This is a genomic window from Variovorax sp. PBL-E5 (assembly GCF_901827185.1).
GTDB lineage: Bacteria > Pseudomonadota > Gammaproteobacteria > Burkholderiales > Burkholderiaceae_C > Variovorax.
In genome coordinates, this window is sequence record NZ_LR594671.1 from 1,834,649 (window position 1) to 1,851,232 (window position 16,584).

Sequence of the window (16,584 nt, forward strand, 5' to 3'; positions counted from 1 at the left end):
TTCACCATGCTCGACGCCGGAACCCAATCCCAACTGAAAAGCTACCTTGATCGCATCACGCAGCCGATCGACATCGTTGCGTCGCTCGACGATGGAAAGGCGTCGGGCGAATTGCAGTCCTTGCTGAAGGATGTTGCCGATTCGTCCGCACTGGTGAAAGTCATCGAAAGCCGTGACGACAGTCACCGCAAGCCTTCGTTCTCGATCAATCGTCCCGGCGAAAACCATGGGCCGCGCTTCGCGGGTCTGCCGATGGGTCACGAATTCACCTCTCTCGTGCTGGCGTTGTTGCAGGTCGGTGGCTATCCGCCGAAGGTCGACGATGCCGTGCTGCAGCAGATCCGTGCACTCGACGGTGATTTCCAGTTCGAGATCTACATCTCGCTCACCTGCCACAACTGCCCCGATGTCGTTCAGGCGCTCAATCTGATGGCGGTACAGAACCCACGCATCAAGACCACGATGATCGACGGTGCGCTGTTCCAGGACGAAGTGAAGGAGCGCCGGATCATGGCGGTGCCGACCGTGTTCCTGAACGGCAGCGAGTTCGGCCAGGGCCGCATGAGCCTGGAGGAAATCCTCGCCAAGATCGACACTAGCGGGGTCGAACGCGAAGCGAAGAAGATCGCCGCCAAGGATCCGTTCGACGTGCTCATCGTCGGCGGTGGTCCCGCCGGTGCGGCGGCGGCCGTGTACGCGGCGCGCAAGGGCATCCGCACGGGCGTGGCGTCCGAGCGCTTCGGCGGGCAGGTACTCGACACCATGGGCATCGAGAACTTCATCTCGATCAAGGAAACCGAGGGGCCCCGATTCGCGCTCGCGCTCGAAGAGCACGTGCGCAACTACGAGGTCGACGTCATGAATCTGCAGCGCGCTGCCGCGCTGATACCGGGCAAGGAATTCATCGAGGTCCAGCTCGAAAGCGGTGCCTCGCTCAAGAGTCGCTCGGTCGTGATCTCGACGGGCGCGCGCTGGCGCAACATCAACGTGCCGGGCGAGCACGAATACAAGAACAAGGGCGTGGCCTACTGTCCGCACTGCGATGGCCCGTTGTTCAAGGGCAAGCGCGTCGCCGTGATCGGCGGCGGCAACTCGGGCGTCGAGGCGGCGATCGATCTTGCGGGCCTTGTCGCCTACGTCACGCTCATCGAGTACGACAGCCAGTTGCGCGCCGACGCGGTGCTGCAGCGCAAGTTGCAGAGCCTGGCCAATGTCGAGGTCATCGTCAATGCACAGACGACGGAAATCACCGGCGACGGCCAGAAGGTCGATGGTCTGGTCTACAAGGATCGTGCAACCGGTGCAAATCGAAAGGTCGCACTCGAGGGCGTGTTCGTGCAGATCGGCCTCGTTCCCAACACGGACTGGCTCAAGGGCACGGTCGAGCTTTCCAGGCATGGCGAGATCGTGGTCGACGCACGGGGCCAGACCTCGGTGCCTGGCGTGTTCGCGGCCGGCGATGCAACGACGGTGCCGTTCAAGCAGATCATCATCGCGGCCGGAGATGGCGCGAAAGCGGCGCTGAGCGCTTTCGATCATTTGATCCGCACCTCGGCGCCGGCGGAAGAAGCTGCGCTCGCGGCGGCAGCCGCCTGACCGGATTCGGCTAAGCCGCTGCATCGGCTGCGGCGCGCAGGCGCGCAAGACCTGCGAGGTCCTCCATCAGCAGGCGTGCAGCGGGTGCTACCCACGGGATCGGCGAACGGGCTACGGCCGATTGCGCGGTGTCGCCAGGGGCACCTTGCGCACAGAAACGGCGCAGCGCGTTCAGATCGGGCGAGACCTCGGACTCCATGCTGTCCGCGGTAGTTTCCAATGCTCGGCCCGCGGCCAAGGCGAGGGCGCGCCATGCCGCGTCATCACGCGCCAGTGGCGCGCTATCGACCAGCCGTGTGAACAGGCCCGCGTCCTGTGCGATGCGGGCCATCAACCGCGCGGCGCGCGCGCATTCGCCGTCGTTGCTGCGCGGGCTGCCTGGGCGCCGTAGCAGCCGTGCTTCGCGATCGGCGCTCACGGCCAGCAGGGCGAGTTCGCGCAATGCCAGCCGCAAGGCCGCCGCCGCGGCTTCTTTCTGCTGCGGCGCCGGAGGCTCGGCTCCGAGGTCGCGCTGCATCTCCCCCGCAATGTGCCGCAGCACCGCTGCACAGGCCGTGTCGAAGCGCGCGTGCGCACGCGAAGCCAGCCCGATCAGCGAGATGGCAAGGCCTGTCGCAACACCGATCGCGATTTCCATCACGCGAAGCAAGGCCACCCGCAGCGCTGGCTGGCCCGCCATGCCTCCGCTCGACAACACGATCAATGCCGTGATCGGCGCGCTGCGCATCGCAGGAAACCGGGCGCTCGAAAGCGCGAGCAGGGCCACGATGCCGAGTGTCGCGAGCGGCGTGGCCACGCCGATATGGTGCAACCAGACCCCGCCCAGTCCGAACAGGGTGCCTGCCAGGGTTCCGCGCATGCGTTCCCAGCCGGCGCCGAGCGTGGACCCGGCGGTCGGGCGCATCACGATCAGTGCGCTCATGACGGCCCACAGGCTTTCGGGCAGACCGAGTGCGGCGGACGCGAGGTAGGAGACGAGCACCGCGATCGCGAGTTGCACACCATGGTGCCAGTTCGTGGGCCGCGCGTCCGTTTGCACGCGGGGAGAGCCCACTGTAGCGGTTGCCGTCACTGCCGATCGCCCTTTGTCGAGGCCGCCGCGCTGCGCCCCGAGGGCGACGGCGACTCAGATGGTTGCCGATACGTATCCAGGCCGTCGGCGACGCGATCGATCAGATCGCAGGCAGCCAGCAACTGCGCGCGCTCCGCGCTGCTCAGGCGGACATCGAGAGCGGATGCGAGGGATGCCTCCCGGCGATGCACTTCCGCCGTGAGCAGCCGGGCGCCGGCGGCAGCGAGGGAAAGCACGGTCTGCCGCGCATCGCTGTCATGCCGTCGCCGTGCCACGCTGCCTTCGGCTTCCAGCTCTGCCAGCAATCTCGTCAGGGTCTGCAACTTGACGCGCTCATGCAAGGCGAGCTGCGTAGGCGTCAGCGGACCTCGGCGATAGAGCTGGCCCAGCACGCTGAGCTTGGCCGAGCCTGGAAGATCACCGGTCGCCTGCACGCGCAGGTGGCGCGTCAGCTCCGAGACGGCCGCGCGAAGCCGGATGGCGACGTGCAGGGTATCGGCAGGCGTCTTTGGCATCGGCAGATCATAAGACTAATCTTAGTAAATGCCAAGACGCGGACATGCAGGCCGAATCGTTTCGCTCGTCAGTAAGTCAGGCGTTCCGGCCGCAGTTCCTGCAGGATCGTGGTGGCGATTTCCTCGATCGACTTGGTCGTCGTCGAGAGCCAGCGGATGCCCGCGCGCCGCATCATGGCTTCGGCCTCGCTGACTTCATGGCGGCAGTTCGCCAGGCTCGCGTAGCGCGAGTTCGGGCGTCGTTCGTTGCGGATCTCGCTCAGGCGCTCGGGCTGGATCGTGAGCCCGAAGATCTTCTTTCGGTGCGGCAGCAGGGCAGGCGGCAACTGCCGGCGATCGAAGTCCTCGGGGATCAGCGGATAGTTAGCCGCCTTCAGGCCATGCTGCATGGCCAGGTACAGCGAGGTGGGCGTCTTGCCGCTGCGGCTGACGCCGACCAGGATCACATCGGCGCTCTCCAGGTCGCGGTTGCTCTGGCCGTCGTCGTGCGCCAGGCTGAAATCAATGGCCTGGATGCGCGCGTTGTACTCCTTGCTCTTGCTCACGTCGCTGAAGCGGCCGATGCGGTGGTTCGACTTCATCGCCAGCTCGATCTCGAGCGGCCGTACGAAGGTGCCGAACATGTCGAGCAGCATGCCCTTGCAGCCGGTCTCGATCACCTCGAGCACGTCCATGTTGGCCAGCGTGGTGAACACGATGGGGCGCAAGCCTTCGAGTTCGCCCGTGTGGTTGATCTGCCGCACCGCCTGGTGCGCCTTGTCGACCGTGTCGGTGAACGGCAGCCGCACGTGGCGCGGCTTCATCTCGAACTGGGCCAGGACGGCGTTGCCGAAGGTTTCAGCGGTGATGCCGGTTCCGTCGGAAACGAAGAATACGGTGCGGGTATGCATGGTTTGGCGGCCTTGTCCTGCGGCGCGCCGAACCGGCTCGCGCCTACAATTCGCCCCATTATCGGGAATGCGATCCGCCGTTCCCTCCGAAATCCTTCCATGCATTCCTCGCCTGCGTCCAGAGCAAGAAGAACGATCGCCTCGGGCCGACTGCATGTTGCCTCGGTTTTAACTTCTGGAGCTTTCCCATGTCTGCACTCTTCGAAGCGACCGCCCTGGTCGTTGCGTTTGAAAACCTGAGGATGACCGACGTTGAGTCGGTCGGCGGCAAGAACGCCAGCCTCGGCGAGATGATTTCCCAACTGCCGCAGGGTGTGCGGGTCCCCACCGGGTTCGCGACCACCGCTCACGCGTTCCGCCAGTTCCTCGCGCACGACGGCCTGGCCGACAAGATCAGCGCGAAGCTGGCCAAGCTCGATACAGAAGATGTGCGGGCGTTGGCCGTGGCCGGCGCGGAAATCCGCGCCATGGTCGAAGCGCAGCCATTCCCGGCCGACCTGAAAAAAGCCATCGAGGACGCCTTCGCCAAGCTGTCGGCCGGCAATCCGCAAGCCAGCTTCGCCGTTCGTTCCTCTGCCACCGCGGAGGATCTGCCGGATGCCTCCTTCGCCGGCCAGCAGGAGACCTTCCTGAACGTGGTCGGCATCGACGACGTGCTTCACAAGATGAAGGAGGTCTTCGCTTCCCTCTACAACGACCGGGCGATCAGCTACCGGGTTCACAAGGGCTTCGCCCACGATGTCGTGGCGCTTTCCGCCGGCGTGCAGCGCATGGTGCGCAGCGACCTGGGGGCGGCGGGCGTGATGTTCACGATCGACACCGAATCCGGCTTCCAGGACGTCGTCTTCATCACCTCGAGCTACGGCCTCGGCGAGACCGTGGTGCAGGGCGCCGTGAACCCCGACGAGTTCTACGTGCACAAGCCCACGCTCAGGGCCGGCAAGCGCGCGGTCATCCGCCGCAACCTGGGCTCCAAGCTGATCCAGATGGAGTTCGCGAGCGCCGAGGAGAAGGCCGCGAGCGGCAAGCTGGTGAAGACGACCGATGTGCCGACCGAGCAGCGCAACCGCTATTCGCTGACCGATGCCGATGTCGAGCAGCTCGCCAAGTACGCGCTGGTGATCGAAGAACACTACGGCCGCCCGATGGACATCGAATGGGGCAAGGACGGCACCGATGGCCAGCTCTACATCCTGCAGGCGCGGCCCGAAACGGTGAAGAGCCAGCAGCAGGGTAAGGCCGAACAGCGCTACAAGCTGCTCGGAAAGGGCGCCGTGCTGGCCGAAGGCCGCGCGATCGGCCAGAAGATCGGCACCGGTCCCGTGCGTCTGGTCCACAACATCAGCGAGATGGACAAGGTGCAGGCTGGCGACGTGCTCGTGACCGACATGACCGACCCGAACTGGGAGCCGGTGATGAAACGCGCCGCGGCCATCGTCACCAACCGGGGCGGACGCACCTGCCATGCCGCGATCATCGCGCGCGAACTCGGCATCCCGGCGGTGGTCGGATGCGGCGACGCGACCGACCTGTTGAAGGAAGGCACGCTGGTCACGGTGAGCTGCGCGGAAGGCGATACCGGCTTCATTTACGACGGCCTGCTCGAGACCGAGGTGACCGAGGTCCGGCGCGGCGAGATGCCCGAGATCGATCTCAAGATCATGATGAACGTCGGCAATCCGCAGCTCGCCTTCGACTTCGCCCAGTTGCCGAACCACGGCGTCGGTCTGGCACGGCTCGAGTTCATCATCAACAACAACATCGGCGTGCACCCCAAGGCGATCCTTGACTATCCGAATGTCGATGCCGACCTCAAGAAGGCCGTCGAATCGGTGGCCCGCGGCCATGCCTCGCCGCGCGCTTTCTATGTCGACAAGGTGGCCGAAGGCATCGCGACCATCGGCGCGGCCTTCTGGCCCAAGCCGGTGATCGTGCGCCTGTCGGACTTCAAGTCCAATGAGTACCGCAAGTTGATCGGCGGCAGCCGCTACGAGCCCGAGGAAGAAAACCCGATGCTCGGCTTCCGCGGTGCCGCGCGCTACCTGAGCGAAGACTTTCGCGAAGCCTTCGAAATGGAGTGCGAGGCGCTCAAGCGCGTGCGCAACGACATGGGGCTCGTCAACGTGCAGATCATGGTGCCCTTCGTTCGCACGCTCGGCCAGGCCGAGCGCGTGACCGGCCTGCTTGGCGACCACGGCCTCAAGCGGGGCGAGAACGAACTCAAGCTGATCATGATGTGCGAGGTGCCGAGCAACGCCATCCTGCCCGAGGAGTTCCTGCAGTATTTCGACGGCTTTTCGATCGGCTCGAACGACCTGACGCAGCTCACGCTCGGCCTCGATCGCGATTCGGGCCTGGAACTGCTGGCGGCGGATTTCGACGAGCGCGATCCGGCGGTCAAAGCCCTGCTCAGCCGGGTCATCAAGGCCTGCAAGGCGCAAGGCAAGTACGTCGGCATCTGCGGGCAAGGCCCGAGCGACCACCCCGATTTCGCGTTATGGCTGGCCGAGCAGGGCATCGAGTCGATCTCGCTGAATCCCGACAGCGTGATCGATACCTGGCAGCAGCTCGCACAGCGCTGAGGACCCGGAGCGGCGAGCGCGCCATGCGCTCACCGCCACTTTCATCACGCCTTCGGCTGTAATTTTCATGTCAGCCGTGCGTTGTTGAAACAGAGTGCTTCTTTGGTGTCAGACTGGCATTCGCAGGGCGGAACCTCGGAGCATTTTTCAAGCAGGTCACACAGAAACCTCGCGCCTCCGGTTCTTCGCGTGAGGAAAGCATGATTCTCGTCAAGACCCCGGTCGGACAGCAGGCGTTCAAGGAGCGCTCCGTACGGCTCACGCCGCGCCAGCGTTCTGCATTCATCCTCTTCGACGGCTACCGATCGGTGAACGAAGTGCTCGATGCCGGCGTCGGGGTCGCGCGCGAAGACATCGACCAGCTGATCGAACTCGGACTGCTGGGGCAGGTGGGCAGCTCGGCCGATGCCGCGAACGCCGGCCAGCTGTCCAAGCCGAGTGCCGTGGCAGCGGCGCCAGCGGTAGTTCTTTCTTCATCCGATCCCGTCCCCGCGCGCTCGAACCAGCAGCGTTACAAGGACGCCTATCCGATTGCCACCCGGCTGACCGGGAGCCTCGGCTTGCGCGGATTCCGGCTCAACCTGTCGGTCGAAGGCACCTCGAGCTACGAGGAGTTGCTGGCGCTCATGCCCAAGATCCGCGCCGCCATCGGCCCGGAGAAAGCGGCGCCGCTCGAGCACGCGCTGGGCGACTGACGGCCTCCTGGTACTGCCGTCGCGGGCGTTGCCTGCTATAATCTACGGCTTTGCCTTGCCACACCGCGACCGACGCTGCGGGTGGCTTATCCCTTCCACGGAAGATCCATAAGGAGTGCCATGCGTCACTATGAAATCATTTTGCTGATCCATCCGGATCAAAGCGAGCAGGTTCCGGCCATGCTGGAGCGCTACAAGGGCCTGATCACGGCCGGCGGTGGCAAGGTCCATCGCGTCGAAGACTGGGGTCGCCGTCAACTGGCCTACCAGATCAACAAGCTCAACAAGGCGCACTACCTGTGCGTGAACATCGAGGCCGAGCAGGCCGTGATGGCCGAACTCGAGCATGCCTTCAAGTTCAACGACGCCGTTCTGCGCCACCTCACCGTGGTCAAGAAAAAAGCCGACACGGGTCCGTCCTCGATGATGAAGACCGTCGAGCGCGAAGAAGCCCGCAAGGCCCAGCAGGCCGAGTACGCCGCCAACAACAACTGAACATGTGAGCACTGCCGCGGTCAATCAGCTGGTGCTGACTGCCTGCGTCGTCGAGCTCGGTTCCTTGCGTTTCACGCCGGCCGGCCTTCCCGCCATCGACCTGCGACTCGAACACGAGTCGACAGTGATCGAAGCGGCCCAGGCCAGGCAGGTCAAGACGGCCCTCAAGGCCGTTGCGTTCGGCGCAGTCGCCGAGCGGCTCGCAAGGCAGGCGCTGGGAAGTCTCTGGTGTTTTCAGGGCTTTCTCGCGACACCGGGTACGGCCAAGCATCCAGTGCTGCATATCCAGGATTTTCAGCAAGATTAATTTTCGACAAGAGGTCCCACCATGGCCACGTTCAAGAAATTCAACAAAGACAAGCGCCCGAAGCGCAACACCCAGTCGCTGCTGTTCAAGCGCAAGCGCTTCTGCCGCTTCACCGTCGCTGGCGTCGAAGAGATCGACTACAAGGACATCGACACGCTGCGCGACTTCATCAGCGAAAACGGCAAGATCATTCCCGCACGCCTGACGGGCACGCGCGCGATCTACCAGCGTCAGCTCAACACCGCGATCAAGCGCGCACGCTTCCTCGCGATGGTGCCGTACAGCGACCAACACCGCGTCTAAGGAGCCCGACACCATGCAAGTCATTCTTCTGGAAAAGGTCGTCAACCTCGGCGTGCTCGGCGAGGTCGTCAAGGTCAAGGACGGCTACGCCCGCAATTTCCTGATTCCGTTCGGACGCGCCCGCCGCGCCACAGCGGCCAACAAGGCCGAATTCGAAGCCAAGCGCGTCGAACTCGAAAAGGCAGCCGCTGCCAAGCTGGCCGAATCGCAAGCCCAGGGCGAAAAGCTCGGCGGCACCGTCGTCAAGCTCACGCAGAAGGCTGGCGTCGACGGCCGCCTGTTCGGCTCGGTCACCAACCACGACATCGCCGAAGAGCTCGGCAAGCAAGGCTACAAGGTCGCGAAGTCGCAGGTGCGCATGCCCAACGGTCCGATCAAGATCGTCGGCGACAGCACTGTCACCGTGGCGCTGCACACGGACGTGCTGGTCGAGATCACTGTCACGGTCTACGGCGAAAGCACCTGATCGTCCGAAGCGCATTGCGCTCACGCCAAGAGCCGCCCGCGGGCGGCTTTTGTTTTGGGCGGCCAGAGTTGTCCCCTGCGCTGCACCGAAAAATCACCGTTTATCCACAGCGTTATCAAGGTGACGCGGCGCGCCCAGCGCCTTAGCATGTGCGGTTGCAAGGAAGTTCATGTCTGCTGTCTTTTCCTATGCCGACAACGACCCGTCGGCCGATCGCCAGATCGCCCAACTGCGCATCCCGCCGCACTCGATCGAGGCCGAGTCGAGCGTGCTCGGCGGCCTCTTGCTCGACAACGGCGCCTGGGACCGCATGGGCGACGTGGTGGTGGACAGCGATTTCTACCGCCATGAACACAAGCTGATCTACGCGGCGATCGGAACGCTGATCAACGCCAGCAAGCCCGCCGATGTCATCACGGTCTACGAGCAACTGCAGAACCTGGGCAAGGCCGAGGAGATCGGCGGCCTGGTCTACCTGAACTCGCTCGCGCAGTACGTGCCGAGCGCGAGCAACATCCGCCGCTATGCCGAGATCGTGCGCGAGCGCTCCATCCTGCGCAAGCTGGTGAGCGCGAGCGACGAGATCGCGACCAATGCCTTCAACACGCAGGGCAAGGCGGTCGACAAGATCCTGGACGAGGCCGAGCAGAAGATCTTCAACATCGGCGAGGAAGGCTCGCGCATGAAGCAGGGCTTCCAGGGCATGGATTCCCTGGTGGTTGAACTGCTGGACCGCGTGACCGAGATGGCCGACAACCCGAACGACATCACGGGTGTGCCGACCGGCTTCATCGATCTCGACCGCATGACCTCGGGTTTCCAGGCCGGCGACATGATCGTGCTGGCCGCGCGGCCGTCGATGGGCAAGACGGCGCTAGCGATCAACATCGCCGAGCACGTGGCGCTCAACGAAGGCCTGCCGGTGGCGGTGTTCTCGATGGAAATGGGCGCCTCGCAGCTGGCGGTGCGCATCGTCGGTTCGATCGGCCGCATCGACCAGACCCACCTGCGCACCGGCAAGCTGACCGACGAGGAATGGCCGCGCCTCACGGAGGCGATCGAGAAGCTGCGCAACATCTCGCTGCACATCGACGAGACACCGGGCCTGACCACCAGCGAGTTGCGCGCCAATGCGCGCCGGCTCGCACGGCAGTGCGGACAGCTCGGCCTGATCGTGGTCGACTACCTGCAGCTCATGAGCGTGTCGACCAGCATGAACGACGAGAACCGCGCAACCGCCGTCGGCGAGATCTCGCGCGGCCTCAAGATGCTGGCCAAGGAACTGAAGTGCCCGGTGATCGCGCTGTCCCAGCTCAGCCGCGGTGTCGAGTCGCGCACCGACAAGCGCCCGATGATGAGCGACCTGCGCGAATCGGGCGCCATCGAACAGGACGCGGACGTGATCATGTTCATCTACCGTGACGACTACTACAACAAGGACAGCAAGGAGCCCGGCGTCGCCGAAGTGATCATCAGCAAGCAGCGCAACGGGCCGACCGGTACCGTCAAGCTGGCCTTCCTGAAGCCGATCACCAAGTTCGAGAGCCTGGCGGGCGGCGGCGCCGATTACTGAGCAAAGGCCCAGGGCGCCAATGGCGCTACGGCTGCTGCAGCGGTACGGGTTTCAGCGGGGCGGCCTCCATGCGCCGGAGCATCTCGGCCAGCGTCTTGCCGGGCTCGTCGCGAAAGCGCTCGGGCAGCACCTCGATGGCGTCGATGCGGTCGAGCCTGAAGTCGCGAAAATCGCTTCGCAGCTCGCACCAGGCCGAAAAGGTCCAGACCTTGCCCCAGTAGAAGCAGCCGAGCGGCCGAACGATGCGCTGGCTCGGGGCGCCGGCCACGTCGCGGTAGTCCATCGACAACTTGTGGTGCGACTGCACGGCTTCGCGCAAGGTCTGCAGCCGCGTGCGCGTGCGTTCGTCGAGCACGAGCGCGGGCGCATACAGCGCGATGCTCTCGGCGGATGCACGCGCCGCCAGCGGCAGCACCGACAGGATCTTGCCGAGCGCAGTTTCCATGTCGCGCGCCATTGCCGAGTCGACCCAGCTCTGCGCGAGCCGTGCCGCCGCCACCAGCGCCGAAGCCTCATCCTGCGTGAACATCAGCGGCGGCAGGTCGAAGCCTGCGCCCAGCCTGTAGCCCACACCGGCCTCGCCTTCGACCGGTACGCCCTGCCGCTGCAGGTCGGCGACGTCGCGATAGACCGTGCGCTCCGAGACTTCGAGACGCTGCGCCAGGAACGCCGCGGTCGTGAGCCGGCGCCCACGAATGAGCTGGACGATCTGGAACAGGCGGTCGGCGCGGCGCATGCGGTCGAATCATCAGAGCCGCACGAAGTGGGCAAGGCTGGCGGTGAGTTTCATCTCAATTCAGGATCACGCCGATGTAGATCGCGACTTGCTCCGGTCCACTGTAGGCCTCGAAATCGCTGCGGTAGCGGCGCCTGACTTCGGGGTGCTCGTCGAAATACTGCCAGATTGCCTCCCAGACCGCGAGCGCCATCTGGGGCATCTGTCCTTCGCCCGTGAAGACCAGATAGTCCCCCCCATCGATCTGCACGGCCGACGGGCCGCCCGAGACGGCGACACCGGTGGTGACGGCGAAGGCGCCGTGGGCTTCGGATTCGTAGTCCGAATAGACGCCGTAGAGCCGCATGTCGTAGGTCCGGTTCGGCACCTTCTGGTAGACGCGTTCGTCGAAGAAGCGGTCCCAGAGCATGCCGATCCGTGCGACTGGAAGATTGCCTTCCGTGCGGTTGTCGGTACGTGCCGTCAGGCCGGCGACGCGAAAGGGTTCGAGACGTTGGATCTGGGGTTGCATTTCTTTCTCTCTTTCTTCGTCGTCATGGTTGCGACCTCAAGCCAGGGCGTGCAGGCCGACTTCGTTGCCTTCAGTGTCGCGCAGGTGGGCAATGAAACCCATCTCCGCCGGCAGTGCGGATTTCGGCGCGACGATCTGGCCGCCCGCTGCGACGACGCGCGACAGCACGGCGTCGATGCTCGGCATGCAGTCCAGATAGATGCGGATGCCGCTGCCCGACTCGTCTGCGCGGTGGCCGCCAGCCATCAGGCAGCCGCCGATGGCAGGCTCGTCGTGCGGAAACACGGCCAGTGCTTCGCCGCCGAAGTCCTCGCGCTTGAGTTTCCGGCCGAGGACCTTTTCATAGAAGACTTGCGCCCGATCCATGTCGATGACCGGGATTTCGAACCAGTTGATGGCGCTTGTCATGAGGCTTCTCCTTGAGTGAGTGAAGCCGTGATGCTGCGCGCCGACTACTGACAACGTGGTGTCAGCAGCCTTCAGCAGGGCCCGAACATGGCCGCGCGCAGCGCCGGCCCTTTCGTGAAACACCAGGGAACCGGCTTCGCCGGTCCCTCGGTGTTGCCCCCCGGTAGGGGGGTGCAGAGCCACACGAAGTGGGCGAGGCTGGGGGCGAGCTATAGAACTTCGCTCGCGAAGTCCGCCAGCCGCGACCGTTCGCCGCGTGCCAGCGTGATGTGCCCGCCATGCGGCCAGCCCTTGAACTTGTCGACCGCGAAGGTGAGCCCCGACGAGCCTTCGGTGAGGTAAGGCGTGTCGATCTGCGCCAGGTTGCCCATGCAGATGATCTTTGTGCCCGGGCCGGCGCGCGTGATCAGCGTCTTCATCTGCTTGGGCGTCAGGTTCTGTGCCTCGTCGATGATCACGTACTTGTTGAGGAAGGTGCGCCCGCGCATGAAGTTCATGCTCTTGATCTTGATGCGGCTGCGGATCAGCTCGTTGGTCGCGGCGCGGCCCCATTCGCCCGCGCCACCGCTGTCGCCCTTGGCCAGGAACTCCAGGTTATCGTCGAGCGCGCCCATCCACGGGCCCATCTTTTCTTCCTCGGTGCCCGGCAGGAAGCCGATGTCCTCGCCCACGCTCACGGTGGCGCGCGTCATGATGATCTCGGTGTAGCGCCTGTCGTCGAGCACCTGGGTCAGGCCCGAAGCCAGTGCCATCAGCGTCTTGCCCGTGCCGGCGGTGCCGGTCAGCGTGACGAAGTCGACCTCGGGATCCATCAGCAGGTTCATCGCGAAGTTCTGCTCGCGGTTGCGCGTGTTGACGCCCCAGACGGCGTTCTTGGCAGAACCGTAGTCCTTGAGCGTCTTGAGCACCGCGGTCTTGTCGCGGATCTCGGTCACGCGCGCGTACATGCTGGGTTCGCCGGCCGCCTCGAAGTAGACGAACTGGTTGATGTAGAGGTTCGGCACGATCGGGCCGCTGATCCGGTAGAAGGTGCTGCTGCCGCTCTGCCAGCTCTCGATCGTCTTGCTCTGGCGCGTCCAGAAGTCAGCCGGCAGCGGGAGCGAGCCTGCGTAGAGCAGATCGCCATCCTCGAGGGTCTTGTCGTTCTGGTAATCGTCGGCAGCCAGGCCGAGTGCGCGCGCCTTCACGCGCATGTTGATGTCCTTCGACACCAGCACCACCTCCTGCTTCGGACGGCCGGGTGCGTCCTGCGCGTAGAGGTCGCGCAGTGCCTGGACCACGCCCAGGATCTGGTTGTCGGCCTTGCCCTGCGGCAGGCTGGTCGGCAGCGAATAGTCGAGCGGCGAGGTCTGGAAGAACAGCTTGCCGCCGGCCTCGCGATGGCCGGTGGTGTCGAGCTTCAGGCCCTTGGCGATGTCGGCACCCTGCGCGCCCGCGAGCGCGTCGAGCGTACGGCTGGTCTGGCGGCCGTTGCGCGCGACTTCGGTCGTGCCCTTCTTGTGGCCGTCGAGTTCTTCCAGCACGATCATCGGCAGGAAGATGTCGTGCTCCTCGAAGCGGAACAGGCACATCGGGTCGTGCAGCAGCACGTTGGTGTCGAGCACGAACAATTTGGCCGGGCCGACCTGCTTGGCGCGTTTGGGGCGCGGCTGCCCCTGAGGCGCCGCAGCAGGGACCGGGGTGCTGGGGCGGACTTCGGCCCGGTTGTCCTGCGGTGCAGGCCGCGGCGCGGCCGGCGCCTTCAACTGCGCGGGCGGCGGCGCCTCGACGATCCCGCCGCCTTCCGCGGCGTGGCGATCGAAGAGCTCGAGCGGTTGCGGCCCGTCCGAGCCGGACTCCTCATGTCGCCGATCGGACGAGCGCCGACCGCTTCTGCCGTGCGAGGAACGGGCGGGCGCGTCGTGCGCGTCCGGCGAAAGCAGTGCGGCGCGCTTCGTGGGTGCGGGAGGCAAGGGCATGGGTAGGTTCGCTCGCAGAAAAGAAGAAGCCAGAAAGCGAAAAAGCCGCCTGAAGACCAGGGCGGCTTTGTTCGGTGGATGCGGTCGCGGAGCTCAACGGCATGAAGCCATTATGCACATCGCGCGTGACACATCGCGGCAGTGTTGCGGATCGCCGACGCGAGCGCGCAAAAGGGCACGAAGGCGGGAATCAGGCTGCCTTCTTGAGCGCCTTCACGGCCTTGAGCACGTCGTCCACGTGGCCGGGCACCTTGAGCCCGCGCCATTCGGCCTTGAGCACGCCGTCGGGGCCGATCAGGAAGGTGCTGCGCTCGATGCCCTTGACCTTCTTGCCGTACATGATCTTGTTCTTGACCACGCCGAACATGTGACACATCTTTTCTTCGGTGTCGGCGATCAGTTCGAAGGGAAGCTCGAGCTTGGCCTTGAATTCGTCGTGCGACTTCATGTTGTCGCGCGAAACGCCGAACACGGTGGCGCCAGCCTTCACGAAGTCCTTGTAACGGTCACGGAATTGCATGGCTTCGGTCGTGCAGCCGGGTGTATTGTCCTTGGGGTAGAAGTACATCACCAGCACGTGACCGAGGTGCGAGGTGTTCGAGACCTTGAGGCCGCCGGTGGCGTTGGCGTCGAATTCGGGAATGGGTTTGTTGACAACGATCGCCATGAAACTTGTTTTCTCCGTTTGAGTCCATGCCCGAGCCGTCTCGAAAACATGGAGGATTGGTCGTTGCTAACTGAGGGCGGGCCGCCGGTTTGCAACCCGCGATTTTACCCCGAAAAAGCCAACTACTCCCCCGATTGCCCACTCGGCGGGCTCTCGACCAGCAGGGCGGCGACCACATGCCGGCCCTCGCCCGCGAGGATGTTGTAGGTGCGACAGGCCGCGGGCGTGTCCATCGTCTCGACGCCCGTGCGTTGCGCCATGAGTGGCTGAAGCCACGCCGCCTGGGGAAAGCGGATGCGCGCGCCGCTGCCGAAGATGATCAGTTCGGCGCCCATGGACGCGAGGCGTTCGAAGTGCTCGGGCCCGAGTTCGTCGAAGCTGTTGCAGTCCCAGGCGAAGCGTTCGCCGCGCGAACCGACCACGACGCTGGCCTCGACCCGTTCGTTGTTGATGGCCACCCAGCCGGGGCCATGTGCTGTGAGGGTCTGAACGTCGGATTTGTCGGGTTGAAGCTTCATCGGGAGGCCGGGGGAACTGTGGTCAAATTATAGGTTTTCCCCTGCGCAGACCCCCTTGGAGGGACTTTGAAACCGCTCAAGAAATCGGCCAAGCTGGCCAACGTGCTCTACGACATCCGCGGCCCGATCATGGACGCCGCCAAGCAGATGGAGGAAGAGGGCCAGAAGATCATCAAGCTCAACATCGGCAACCTCGCCGTGTTCGGCTTCGATGCGCCGGAAGAGGTCCAGCAGGACATGATCCGCAACCTGCCGGGCTCGGCCGGCTATTCGGACAGCAAGGGCATCTTCGCGGCGCGCAAGGCCGTGATGCACGAAACGCAGAAGCAGGGCATCGCGGGCGTGACGCTCGACGACATCTACCTTGGCAACGGCGCCAGCGAACTCATCGCGATGGCCACCAACGCGCTGCTCAACGACGGCGACGAACTGCTGCTGCCGGCGCCTGACTACCCGCTGTGGACCGCGGTGACCAGCCTGTCGGGCGGCAAGCCCGTGCACTACCTCTGCGACGAGGACGACGGCTGGATGCCGAGCCTCGACGACATCCGCGCCAAGATCACGCCGCGCACCAAGGGCATTGTGGTCATCAACCCCAACAATCCCACGGGGGCGCTGTACTCCGACGACCTGCTCAAGGGCATCGTCTCGATCGCGCGCGAGCATGGGCTGGTGATCCTCGCCGACGAGGTCTACGACAAGGTGCTCTACGACGGCGTCCGGCACACCGCCATCGGCAGCCTGTCCAAGGACGTGCTCACGCTCACCTTCAACTCGCTGTCCAAGAGCTACCGCTCCTGCGGCTACCGCGCCGGCTGGCTGGTGGTGTCGGGCGACAAGAAGGTCGCGCAGGACTACATCGAGGGGCTCAACATGCTCTCGAACATGCGGCTGTGCCCCAACGTGCCGGGCCAGTGGGCGATCCAGACCGCGCTCGGCGGCTACCAGAGCATCAACGACCTGGTGGGCCCGGGCGGGCGCCTGCGTCACCAGCGCGACCTGGCCTACGAGCTGATCACCGCGATCCCTGGCGTGAGCTGCGTCAAGCCCAGTGCCGCGCTCTACATGTTTCCGAAGCTCGATCCGAAGATCTACCCGATCGAGGACGACCGGCAGTTCTTCCTCGACGTGTTGAAGGAGACCAAGGTCATGCTGGTTCAGGGCACCGGCTTCAACTGGGCGACGCCGGACCATTTCCGCATTGTGTTCCTGCCGCATGAGGAAGACCTGCGCGAAGCGGTCGGCCGCATCGCCGCCTTTCTCGAACGCTACCGAACCCGCATGGCCTGACG

At 64.7% G+C, this 16,584-nt stretch carries 18 protein-coding genes; 9 read left to right on the forward strand and 9 right to left on the reverse strand.

Annotated features, from left to right (window positions below):
• Positions 1 to 6 precede the first annotated feature (6 nt).
• Positions 7 to 1,596: an alkyl hydroperoxide reductase subunit F gene (gene ahpF, locus WDLP6_RS09000; protein ID WP_162595025.1), complete on the forward strand. Its 1,590-nt coding sequence runs from the start codon at positions 7 to 9 to the stop codon at positions 1,594 to 1,596.
• A 10-nt stretch (positions 1,597 to 1,606) separates the two neighbouring features.
• On the opposite strand, the gene WDLP6_RS09005 is transcribed toward ahpF, so the two are convergent.
• From WDLP6_RS09005 to ppsR, 3 genes are all read right to left on the reverse strand, one after another.
• Complete coding sequence (locus WDLP6_RS09005) at positions 1,607 to 2,596, reverse strand: FUSC family protein (RefSeq protein ID WP_162592052.1); 990 nt, start codon at positions 2,594 to 2,596, stop codon at positions 1,607 to 1,609.
• A gap of 68 nt (positions 2,597 to 2,664) precedes the next feature.
• A complete protein-coding gene (locus tag WDLP6_RS09010; protein ID WP_162592053.1) occupies positions 2,665 to 3,183 on the reverse strand; it encodes a MarR family winged helix-turn-helix transcriptional regulator in 519 nt (172 codons plus the stop codon).
• 68 nt (positions 3,184 to 3,251) lie between these two features.
• Complete coding sequence (gene ppsR / locus WDLP6_RS09015; protein WP_162566699.1) at positions 3,252 to 4,073, reverse strand: posphoenolpyruvate synthetase regulatory kinase/phosphorylase PpsR; 822 nt, start codon at positions 4,071 to 4,073, stop codon at positions 3,252 to 3,254.
• A gap of 188 nt (positions 4,074 to 4,261) precedes the next feature.
• Between ppsR and ppsA the strand changes: the two genes are divergently transcribed.
• The 7 genes from ppsA to dnaB all read left to right on the forward strand — a co-directional run bounded on the left by ppsA (position 4,262) and on the right by dnaB (position 10,494).
• A complete protein-coding gene (ppsA, locus tag WDLP6_RS09020; RefSeq protein ID WP_162592054.1) occupies positions 4,262 to 6,655 on the forward strand; it encodes a phosphoenolpyruvate synthase in 2,394 nt (797 codons plus the stop codon).
• A 200-nt stretch (positions 6,656 to 6,855) separates the two neighbouring features.
• Entirely contained in the window at positions 6,856 to 7,350 is a 495-nt protein-coding gene (locus WDLP6_RS09025; protein WP_162592055.1) for a hypothetical protein, read from the forward strand.
• A gap of 120 nt (positions 7,351 to 7,470) precedes the next feature.
• A complete protein-coding gene (gene rpsF / locus WDLP6_RS09030; protein WP_028253450.1) occupies positions 7,471 to 7,845 on the forward strand; it encodes a 30S ribosomal protein S6 in 375 nt (124 codons plus the stop codon).
• 4 nt (positions 7,846 to 7,849) lie between these two features.
• The gene (gene priB, locus WDLP6_RS09035) at positions 7,850 to 8,152 is read left to right on the forward strand and encodes a primosomal replication protein N (protein WP_232077002.1); all 303 of its coding nucleotides are present in this window, start codon (positions 7,850 to 7,852) and stop codon (positions 8,150 to 8,152) included.
• Positions 8,153 to 8,173: 21 nt separating this feature from the next.
• Positions 8,174 to 8,455 carry a 30S ribosomal protein S18 gene (rpsR, locus tag WDLP6_RS09040; RefSeq protein WP_007830781.1) on the forward strand — a complete coding sequence of 94 codons (282 nt, stop codon included), beginning with the start codon at positions 8,174 to 8,176 and terminating at the stop codon, positions 8,453 to 8,455.
• Between the two features lie 13 nt (positions 8,456 to 8,468).
• Positions 8,469 to 8,921: a 50S ribosomal protein L9 gene (gene rplI, locus WDLP6_RS09045; protein WP_162592056.1), complete on the forward strand. Its 453-nt coding sequence runs from the start codon at positions 8,469 to 8,471 to the stop codon at positions 8,919 to 8,921.
• Between the two features lie 169 nt (positions 8,922 to 9,090).
• The gene (dnaB, locus tag WDLP6_RS09050; RefSeq protein WP_162566703.1) at positions 9,091 to 10,494 is read left to right on the forward strand and encodes a replicative DNA helicase; all 1,404 of its coding nucleotides are present in this window, start codon (positions 9,091 to 9,093) and stop codon (positions 10,492 to 10,494) included.
• Positions 10,495 to 10,519: 25 nt separating this feature from the next.
• Here the strand turns inward: dnaB and WDLP6_RS09055 are convergent, their stop codons facing one another.
• From WDLP6_RS09055 to WDLP6_RS09080, 6 genes are all read right to left on the reverse strand, one after another.
• Positions 10,520 to 11,230: a helix-turn-helix transcriptional regulator gene (locus WDLP6_RS09055; RefSeq protein ID WP_162592057.1), complete on the reverse strand. Its 711-nt coding sequence runs from the start codon at positions 11,228 to 11,230 to the stop codon at positions 10,520 to 10,522.
• Positions 11,231 to 11,285: 55 nt separating this feature from the next.
• Complete coding sequence (locus WDLP6_RS09060; protein ID WP_162592058.1) at positions 11,286 to 11,741, reverse strand: GyrI-like domain-containing protein; 456 nt, start codon at positions 11,739 to 11,741, stop codon at positions 11,286 to 11,288.
• A 36-nt stretch (positions 11,742 to 11,777) separates the two neighbouring features.
• Positions 11,778 to 12,149 (reverse strand): VOC family protein, encoded by a 372-nt coding sequence (locus WDLP6_RS09065; RefSeq protein ID WP_162595026.1) that lies wholly within the window; start codon positions 12,147 to 12,149, stop codon positions 11,778 to 11,780.
• 209 nt (positions 12,150 to 12,358) lie between these two features.
• Complete coding sequence (locus tag WDLP6_RS09070) at positions 12,359 to 14,107, reverse strand: PhoH family protein (RefSeq protein WP_162592059.1); 1,749 nt, start codon at positions 14,105 to 14,107, stop codon at positions 12,359 to 12,361.
• A gap of 190 nt (positions 14,108 to 14,297) precedes the next feature.
• Positions 14,298 to 14,774: a peroxiredoxin gene (locus tag WDLP6_RS09075; protein ID WP_028253457.1), complete on the reverse strand. Its 477-nt coding sequence runs from the start codon at positions 14,772 to 14,774 to the stop codon at positions 14,298 to 14,300.
• 122 nt (positions 14,775 to 14,896) lie between these two features.
• Positions 14,897 to 15,292, reverse strand: a complete 396-nt coding sequence (locus tag WDLP6_RS09080; RefSeq protein WP_162566708.1) for an Mth938-like domain-containing protein — start codon at positions 15,290 to 15,292, stop codon at positions 14,897 to 14,899.
• 66 nt (positions 15,293 to 15,358) lie between these two features.
• Here WDLP6_RS09080 and WDLP6_RS09085 point away from each other — a divergent pair, with 66 nt between their 5' ends.
• Complete coding sequence (locus WDLP6_RS09085) at positions 15,359 to 16,582, forward strand: pyridoxal phosphate-dependent aminotransferase (protein WP_162592060.1); 1,224 nt, start codon at positions 15,359 to 15,361, stop codon at positions 16,580 to 16,582.
• The last annotated feature ends 2 nt before the right edge of the window (positions 16,583 to 16,584 follow it).

What these genes read in the sequence shown, in the direction of transcription:
- ahpF (WP_162595025.1), top strand. Translation starts at nt 7, where the DNA reads ATGCTCGACGCCGGAACCCAATCCCAACTGAAAAGCTACCTTGATCGC.
- WDLP6_RS09010 (WP_162592053.1), bottom strand. Translation starts at nt 3,183, where the DNA reads ATGCCAAAGACGCCTGCCGATACCCTGCACGTCGCCATCCGGCTTCGC.
- ppsR (WP_162566699.1), bottom strand. Translation starts at nt 4,073, where the DNA reads ATGCATACCCGCACCGTATTCTTCGTTTCCGACGGAACCGGCATCACC.
- ppsA (WP_162592054.1), top strand. Translation starts at nt 4,262, where the DNA reads ATGTCTGCACTCTTCGAAGCGACCGCCCTGGTCGTTGCGTTTGAAAAC.
- WDLP6_RS09025 (WP_162592055.1), top strand. Translation starts at nt 6,856, where the DNA reads ATGATTCTCGTCAAGACCCCGGTCGGACAGCAGGCGTTCAAGGAGCGC.
- rpsF (WP_028253450.1), top strand. Translation starts at nt 7,471, where the DNA reads ATGCGTCACTATGAAATCATTTTGCTGATCCATCCGGATCAAAGCGAG.
- rpsR (WP_007830781.1), top strand. Translation starts at nt 8,174, where the DNA reads ATGGCCACGTTCAAGAAATTCAACAAAGACAAGCGCCCGAAGCGCAAC.
- rplI (WP_162592056.1), top strand. Translation starts at nt 8,469, where the DNA reads ATGCAAGTCATTCTTCTGGAAAAGGTCGTCAACCTCGGCGTGCTCGGC.
- dnaB (WP_162566703.1), top strand. Translation starts at nt 9,091, where the DNA reads ATGTCTGCTGTCTTTTCCTATGCCGACAACGACCCGTCGGCCGATCGC.
- WDLP6_RS09055 (WP_162592057.1), bottom strand. Translation starts at nt 11,230, where the DNA reads ATGCGCCGCGCCGACCGCCTGTTCCAGATCGTCCAGCTCATTCGTGGG.
- WDLP6_RS09060 (WP_162592058.1), bottom strand. Translation starts at nt 11,741, where the DNA reads ATGCAACCCCAGATCCAACGTCTCGAACCCTTTCGCGTCGCCGGCCTG.
- WDLP6_RS09065 (WP_162595026.1), bottom strand. Translation starts at nt 12,149, where the DNA reads ATGACAAGCGCCATCAACTGGTTCGAAATCCCGGTCATCGACATGGAT.
- WDLP6_RS09070 (WP_162592059.1), bottom strand. Translation starts at nt 14,107, where the DNA reads ATGCCCTTGCCTCCCGCACCCACGAAGCGCGCCGCACTGCTTTCGCCG.
- WDLP6_RS09075 (WP_028253457.1), bottom strand. Translation starts at nt 14,774, where the DNA reads ATGGCGATCGTTGTCAACAAACCCATTCCCGAATTCGACGCCAACGCC.
- WDLP6_RS09080 (WP_162566708.1), bottom strand. Translation starts at nt 15,292, where the DNA reads ATGAAGCTTCAACCCGACAAATCCGACGTTCAGACCCTCACAGCACAT.